General features: G+C 39.2%; 7 protein-coding genes. 2 read left to right on the top strand and 5 right to left on the bottom strand.

What is annotated here, in order from left to right:
• The first annotated feature begins 221 nt into the window (after positions 1-221).
• Positions 222-1,877: an ATP-binding protein gene (locus H592_RS0109505; RefSeq protein WP_028868568.1), complete on the top strand. Its 1,656-nt coding sequence runs from the start codon at positions 222-224 to the stop codon at positions 1,875-1,877.
• Entirely contained in the window at positions 1,864-2,550 is a 687-nt protein-coding gene (locus tag H592_RS0109500) for a response regulator (protein WP_028868567.1), read from the top strand. Before H592_RS0109505 ends, H592_RS0109500 begins: the two co-directional genes overlap by 14 nt.
• A 65-nt stretch (positions 2,551-2,615) precedes the next feature.
• Here H592_RS0109500 and H592_RS0109495 read toward each other — a convergent pair whose 3' ends face one another.
• The 5 genes from H592_RS0109495 to H592_RS0109475 form a co-directional block, all read right to left on the bottom strand.
• Positions 2,616-4,151: a tripartite tricarboxylate transporter permease gene (locus H592_RS0109495; protein ID WP_028868566.1), complete on the bottom strand. Its 1,536-nt coding sequence runs from the start codon at positions 4,149-4,151 to the stop codon at positions 2,616-2,618.
• 3 nt (positions 4,152-4,154) lie between these two features.
• Positions 4,155-4,667, bottom strand: coding sequence for a tripartite tricarboxylate transporter TctB family protein (locus tag H592_RS0109490; protein WP_028868565.1), 513 nt, complete (start codon positions 4,665-4,667; stop codon positions 4,155-4,157).
• Positions 4,668-4,734: 67 nt separating this feature from the next.
• Positions 4,735-5,715, bottom strand: a complete 981-nt coding sequence (locus H592_RS0109485; RefSeq protein WP_028868564.1) for a tripartite tricarboxylate transporter substrate-binding protein — start codon at positions 5,713-5,715, stop codon at positions 4,735-4,737.
• Between the two features lie 321 nt (positions 5,716-6,036).
• Positions 6,037-7,416 carry a TRAP transporter large permease gene (locus H592_RS0109480; RefSeq protein ID WP_028868563.1) on the bottom strand — a complete coding sequence of 460 codons (1,380 nt, stop codon included), beginning with the start codon at positions 7,414-7,416 and terminating at the stop codon, positions 6,037-6,039.
• Positions 7,413-7,979 (bottom strand): TRAP transporter small permease subunit, encoded by a 567-nt coding sequence (locus H592_RS0109475; protein ID WP_028868562.1) that lies wholly within the window; start codon positions 7,977-7,979, stop codon positions 7,413-7,415. Before H592_RS0109475 ends, H592_RS0109480 begins: the two co-directional genes overlap by 4 nt.
• Positions 7,980-8,034: the final 55 nt, after the last annotated feature.

Raw genomic sequence — 8,034 nt, 5'->3', positions numbered from 1 at the left:
TGACACGTTACCCAATCTTGATGATGCTTTAGACAGTAGAATTAATGATAACTTTCAAACCTTCAATTTTGCATCTTGAGGTAGCTTGGGTATAAACAGCATGTAAATTTTGGGCTCAACAGCACCGAATTCCCTCTAGTACACTGCTATAATTATGTCTAATTGATTAGATAATGAATCTAAAAATCTTCGTATTACCTCCTTATTTTCTGGTTTTTTCTATGTTTTCATCAATACAAAATACTATTTTACTAAACTGGAAAAAAGTCAGTTTTCGGCGCCGATTATTATTAGTAATGACCTTCTCAGGTCTTTTTAAGTTACTCATTTTATCTATTGCTATCTTTGCCTATCTCATCAACTCAGAAGAACAAGATAGCGGTAAAAATGCTTTGGGCATTGCAAAGTACTTAGCAAAAGATAGAGATATTATTACGGCGATCCTGCAACAAGATCCAACACTGATTAAAGAAAAAATTGAATACCTGCGTACTTCGATTGATGCCACCTTTATTGTTGTTGGTGATATAAAAGGGTTGCGTATAGCACACCCACTTGATCAAAGAATTGGCAAAAAAATGAAAGGCAATGATAACGATAAAGCTTTAAAACAAGGCTTATCCTATATATCAGTCGCGGAAGGCTCCTTAGGTAAATCAGTACGGGGAAAAACGCCGGTTATTGATACACAAGGTAATATCATCGGTGTTGTTTCTGTTGGTTATTTACTAACCAGTATTGAAAATAAAGCGATTCATTTTTTACTGTTTCTAGTAGTAATGGTTATCTTGGTTGTATTAACCAATGCAGTGGTCTCTGGTTTTACCGCAAAGAAATTTCAGAATGCTATTTTTGGTTTTGAGCCAGAAGAATTTGGACGTTTATATACCGAGCTTAAAGTAACCCTGAGTACCATTAAAGAAGGTGTTATTAGTATTGATGCGAAGGGAAATTTGAAATCAATTAATCGCAGTGCCTGTGAGATCTTTAAAGTGGATGCAAAAGATGTTTTAAATAAAAAAATGTCGGTGGTTTTTCCTGGTAATAATTTATCAGATATTTTACTCACTAAAACCAGTGAGTATGACGTTGAATTAATGATCCACGGTCAAGCTGTTGTCGCTAATCGTCAAGTATTGATCGTAGATGGTAACGTTGCTGGTGCGGTATCGAGTTTTCGCCTAAAAGATGAAATAACAGAGCTAACTAAACGTTTAGCACAAGTTCGTGAGTATTCAGATTTACTACGCTCACAAACACATGAACACCGTAATAAATTAAATACTATCAGTGGTTTAATACATTTAGGTAAAAATAAAGAAGTATTAGAATTAATCGGGCAAGAAACACAACATTACCAGCATTTAATTCAATTCCTACGCGAAGCTATCAGTGAGCCTATGGTTGCGGGTGTATTATTAGGGAAGAGTGAAAGAGCTAAGGAACTGGGTTTACAACTAGAAATTGATCAAGGATCACAGCTATTAAAATTACCAAAGCATATACGTGCCGAAGATTTGATCACCATATTAGGTAACTTTATTGATAACAGTTTTGATGCTTGTATTAGCGACAACAATAATAAATCAGTCAAAAAAGTATTGGTGAGTATTTCTGACTTTGGTAATGAAATTATTATTGAGGTTGAAGATAATGGCTGTGGCTTGCCAAAAGATATTGTACAAAAGAAACTACTTAAACAAGGAATTTCTAGTAAATCAGCCAATAATCGAGGCGTTGGATTGCACCTCGTGAATCAAATAGTAAACCGTTACCATGGGCAATTAACCATGGATAGTGTTGCAGATAAAGGAACTATCATGACGGTTTATTTGCCGAAAAAACATAGTAAGGATACAGATAATGCTACCATTTAATGAGGTTAAAGTACTGATAATAGAGGATGATTTAGCGATTGCTGAAATTCATCGCCGCAATTTAATGAAAATTGAACGCTTAAATGTGGTCGGTATCGCAACCAGCCAGAGTGAAGCGGAAACCTTATTAGATTTGCTAACACCTGATTTGATTTTATTAGATGTCTATTTGCCCGACGGTAATGGTCTAGATATTTTACGAGAGTTACGCCAAAAGCAACAACAGTGTGATGTTATTCTAATTACCGCAGACCGTGATGCGGAAACTCTACAAACGGCGATGCGCGGTGGTGTTGTTGACTACATATTAAAACCAGTAGTGTTTGCTCGCTTAGAGGAGTCTTTGAATAAATATTTAAAACAGCACAGTAAGTTTGGCCATTTGGATGATTTGGACCAACGCATAGTGGATGCCATGATATCAGTAAAGAGTTCAAGTGCAGTTACCCCATTGCGTTTACCTAAAGGTATTGATGCTGTGACATTAGAAAAGGTACGAGAATTATTTTTAACCCATCAACAGATCACAGCAGATAATGCGGGTGAAAGAATAGGAGCAAGCCGAACAACCACCCGGCGGTATTTAGAGCACTTGATCAGTACCGGTGAATTAGTGGCGGATCTTAATTACGGTACTGTGGGTCGTCCAGAAAGAACCTATAAAAAACAATAATTATAAAAAAACAGCGCATCTCGCGCTGTTTTTTTGTCGTTGTGATCAGTAGTTATTAATTGCTTTTACCCCACCTTTTCAACTAGCTTTGCTTTTTTTACTCGATAACGATTAAGTATCGTCAACAACACTGGTGCAACTAATACCAATACTGAAATAATAGTAAATGTTAAGGTAATAGGTCGTTCCAAGATAAAGCTTAACTCCCCATCACTGATCATTAATGAGCGGCGTAAATTTTCTTCCATTAATCCACCCAAAATAAAACCCAATAATAAAGGCGCTAACGGGAAGTTGGCTAACCTGAGTAATATTGCCACCATCGCAATCGCGATCATGATAAACACATCAATGGTATTAAAAGAAACTAAATAAACGCCGGTAATAGAGAAGAAGATAATCATTGGCAATAATACGGTTCGTGGCACTGCTAATAATTTCGAAATATAAGGGATCAGTGGTAGATTTAGTATAATCAAGACAACGTTGCCCACATACATTGAAATAATAACCGACCAGAATATCTCAGGGTTATCAACAAACAAACGCGGTCCAGGTTGAATACCGTAAGAGATTAATGCTCCTAACATGATAGCGGTAGTACCAGAGCCGGGAATCCCTAAAGTTAATAAAGGTACAAAGGAGCCACTTGATGCCGCATTATTGGCTGATTCAGGTGCAACTAAACCGCGTAAACTACCTTTACCAAATTCTTCTTTTTTATCCTTTGGTGCTAAATTTCTTTCTAAACCATAGCTAAGAAATGCCGCAATCGTAGCTCCTGCACCAGGTAGGACACCAATAAAAAAACCTAAAATAGAAGAGCGGAGCGCAACCGGCGCGACTTCTTTAATCTCTTCTTTACTTATTTTCATACTACCTATTTCAGATAAAGCACTGTTTTCAGCACCCGCAGTATCTTTCTCTGGTTTTAATATCCCCATTAATGTTTCGCCTAGGGCAAATGTGGCCATCGCTAACAATAAGAAGCTAAAACCATCCATTAAATCGGTTAAACCAAACGTAAATCGTTCTACTCCAATACCTTTATCAATGCCTACTGTTGCCAACATTAAACCTAGAATAGTCATCATCCAGGCTTTTAAAACTTGTCCTTTACCTGCAAAGGCAGCAACCGCTGACAGTCCGACTAACATCAATGCAAAATAATCAGAAGATTGAAAGCTAAGTGATACTTTTGCTAAAGCAGGGGCTGCCACTAATAGCATGATCGCAGAGAGTGTGCCGCCAGTGAATGAGGAGTAAGCGGCCAGCGCTAAGGCTTTCCCCGCTTGCCCTTTTTGCGCTAAAGGATAACCATCAAAAGCTGTCACTACGGTAGAAGAGCAACCCGGTGCATTAATCAATATTGATGATGTTGAACCGCCAAAAATTGCACCGTAATAAACACCGGCCATTAAGATCATGCCCGATGAAGGGTCTAGACCATAAGTAACAGGAATCATTAATGCGATCGCAGAAATAGGCCCTAGTCCGGGTAACATACCGATAAAAGTACCAATAAAACAACCAACCATAACCATCATTAAGTTGGTCGGCATCATGGCAGTGGATAAACCAATTAAAATTCCATCTAACATAGCTTAACTTCCTAACAAACTTAAAAACAGGTAACCAGGTTCCAGATAAATATCTAGCGCTTGAGTGAGCAATAACCAAAATAAAATAACAAAAGGAAAAGAGGCACCAAATAGCACCGCTTTTCGACGTTCGCCCAATAACCAAAATCCGACCATTAAAAATAAACTGGTAGCAAGCACAAATCCCAGCCAAGTTAGGCCAAAACCGTAAGCTGTCATTAATACAATAAAAGCACCTAACAGTTTCCAATTCATATGCTTTTCATCACTGCTATCAAATTCGCAAGAGTTTGACGGACAAGATGAATTGGGTGACATGACGATCAATAACAATGACATCACAATACCTGCAGCTGTGAGTAAATAAGGTAATGTACGTGCCGTGAACGCTTCATATTCATCACCGGGAAAAAGTTGAATTTGCGTTGTTTGATAACCGTAGACAAAACAAACCACGAGGAAAATTAATCCACTGACTCGGTCTCGGTTTAATAATGAAAAGTTGCTTGATTGCATGAGTCACTCCAATGAAAAAGAAGCCACAACGAATAGATATATCGTGGTGGCTTATTGAGGGCATGAACTATTTAAGGAAACCTAATTCACGCATCAAGTCACCCATTTGTTGCTCTTGCTCTTCTAAGAAAGCATAAAAGTCTTTGTCTGCTTTATAGTTATCAATCCAACCATTTCTATCTCGTACTGTTGTCCAACGATCAGTTTTATACATAGCCGCAAATGCTTTATTCCATTGCGCCACTTTCTCATCGCTGATACCAGGAGAAGCAAAGAATCCGCGCCAGTTAGCAAATACAGTTTGATTACCCATTTCAGTTAAAGTTGGGACATTCGGTGCAGCAGCTAAACGCTCCGGTGCAGTAATAGCCAGTACGCGCACTTGGCCACTTTTTGACATTTCTAACACTTCACCTAATCCAGTTGATAACAAAGGGGTTTCACCAGACAATACTGCAGCCATTGCTTTACCGCCTGCGTCATATGCAATATAACGTACTGAGCGTGCATCAAAGCCCTCTCCTTTAAATGCTGCCGCAACGATAAGATGATCCATACTGCCACGTGCCGACCCTCCTGCCACCTTCACTTTACGGGGATCTTGTTTAAAATCTGCAACCACTTCTTGCCAGTTTTGATATTTTGAATCATTGGCTACGACGATTGCACCATAATCGGCAATAGTGGCAGCAACAGGTGTCAAATCTCTAAACGATTGTGGGAAAATACCCGTTAGTGAGCGAATTACGATCGGTGTTGAATTGACCATTAAGGTGTCTTGTTGGCGAGCTGCGGTTTCAATCATATGTGCGATCGCTTTACCACCACCGCCACCCGATAAATTTTGATAAGAAACAGTATCCACTAACCCTTCTTTCATTAATACATCACCAGTACCACGCGCAGTCATATCCCAACCACCGCCTGCACCGCCCGGCACAATAAAGTGAATTTCTTCTAACTCAGCAGCCCAAGATATTGATGAAAGTGTTGTAATACTTGCCACTATAATTGCTCTCGTTATGCACTTTTTAAATCGCTTTAACATGGTTTCCATTCCTTATATTAGTTATCAAATAATTCACATTAACGACCAAGGGTTAGTGTTAATGGTGATTGATATTACACAAAGCTTAATAGGCACACTGTGACGGTTTATTAAATGTAAATAATGGCGATTAACAACGTTATGGGCATTTTGTTCATAAAGTTCACGCGCATGGCATAACTATTACCGCGAGCAAAGAATATACAGAACAGCATGACTGATGCCGTAAGTTAATAGTGATAGTAACGGGTATAAAAAAGCGCCCTGTATAAAGAGCGCTTTGTAGGTTGCAGCTAAGTGAAGTGCTAGTTTCTGGTTGGGTTAACCGTACACTAGTTCAGGTAACCACGTTGCCAGTTGCGGGTAATAAGCAAGTAGGCCAATCACCACTATTTGAATCCCTATAAAGGGAATAACACCGCGATAAATTTGTGGCGTTGATACCGAGTCGGGCGCGACACCACGCAAATAAAACAGTGAGAATCCAAAGGGTGGTGTTAAGAACGACGTTTGTAAATTTAACGCGATCATAATACCTAACCAGATAGGGTCAATGCCCATTGCTAGCAAGATAGGGGCAACAATAGGGATCACAACAAAAGTGATTTCAATAAAGTCTAAAAAGAATCCCAGCAAGAACATCACTAACATCACTAAAAAGACTGCACCAAACACACCACCCGGTAAGTTAGTTAAAAACTCACGCACTAGGTCATCACCACCAAAACCTCTAAAGACCAATGAGAAGATAGAAGCACCAATGAGTATCATAAATACCATTGAGGTTACTTCAGTAGTGCTGCGTAACACTTTCTGTAATACAGGAAAGGTAAGTGTATTCTTAAGTTTAGCGAGAATAATCGCTCCAATAGAACCCACAGATGCAGCTTCCGTTGGTGTTGCGATACCGCCGAGAATAGAGCCCAGTACTAATACGATTAAACCAATTGGCGGAATCAATACGGTTAGCACTTGTATCCACAGCTCTCTACTTACCTTACGTTCATCGGCAGGGATAGGCGGTACTTTTTTAGGGGCAATAATAGCAATAGCGATAATATAAATAGCATATAAGCTGACCAATAAAATACCAGGCAGCAAAGCACCTAAAAATAGGTCTCCTACGGTGACACTTTCCGGAGAGAAGATACCTTGATCTAATTGCGCTTGTTGATAAGAGGAAGAGATCACATCACCCAGTAACACCAATACAATAGAAGGTGGAATGATTTGTCCTAAGGTGCCCGATGCACAAATTACACCCGTTGCAACTTGCGGAGAATAACCACGCTTAAGCATGGTCGGTAATGCTAACAGGCCCATCGTTACAACCGTTGCACCAACAATCCCAGTACTAGCGGCTAATAACATACCAACAATCAGTACTGATAAGCCGAGACCACCAGGTTTACCACCAAAAACTTGGCCCATGGTATCTAACAGGTCTTCGGCTATTTTGGACTTCTCTAACATCACCCCCATAAATACAAATAAGGGGATCGCTATTAATAAGTCATTGGCTAGAATACCTTGTATACGATTTGGAATAGCTTCTAAAAAAACACTATCAAAGGTATCTGTTGCAAAGCCAACTAGCGCAAATAATAAAGCCGAGCCAGCTAGCGCAAACGCAACCGGATAACCAATCAATAAAATGATGAAGGCAAAAGCAAATAACCATAGAGGAATAAATTCGATCATAGTCCATGCTCCTCTTCAGTTACATCTAATGCCAACACGTGTTGTTCATATCCTTTAATAATTAATATCGCTTTTAAGCTTTCTGCAATGCCTTGAATGATCATTAATACCGGCATTAGTAAAATCGTAGACTTAAACAGGTAACGCGCATCAACTCCGCCCGCTTCCTGCGATCCTTCTAATATTTCCCAAGAGGCTGCCACATATTCCCACGCGATATAGAAGATAAAGACACAGGTTGGCAGTAATAAAAATAGGAAGCCTAATAAGTTAACCCAGGCTTTTTTCTTTGCAGAAGCTGGTCGGTAAAATATATCAACACGGACATGAGCACCTTTGAGCAAGGTGTATCCCATACCTAACATGATCACATAGTTATGAAAGTAACTAATAGATTCTTGCATAAATACAGAGCCAGTATTAAAAGCATAACGCATAACAACAACGGTGAAGGTAATCAGCACAATTGCTAACACAAACCAAGAGACAAAACGACCTAACCAATCACTGAAACGATTAATGTTCCTGATCACGGCTATTAATGAAGGGGATGGTGTATCCATACAAAATTCTCAATCTACAAACTAAAAGAAACGGCGCGGTGTGACTATTAATCTA

Source organism: Psychromonas arctica DSM 14288 (assembly GCF_000482725.1).
In the GTDB taxonomy this organism is placed as follows: Bacteria; Pseudomonadota; Gammaproteobacteria; order Enterobacterales; family Psychromonadaceae; genus Psychromonas; species Psychromonas arctica.
The sequence above is the reverse complement of the archived record's forward strand: the minus strand, read 5'-3'. Positions and strand labels throughout refer to the sequence as shown.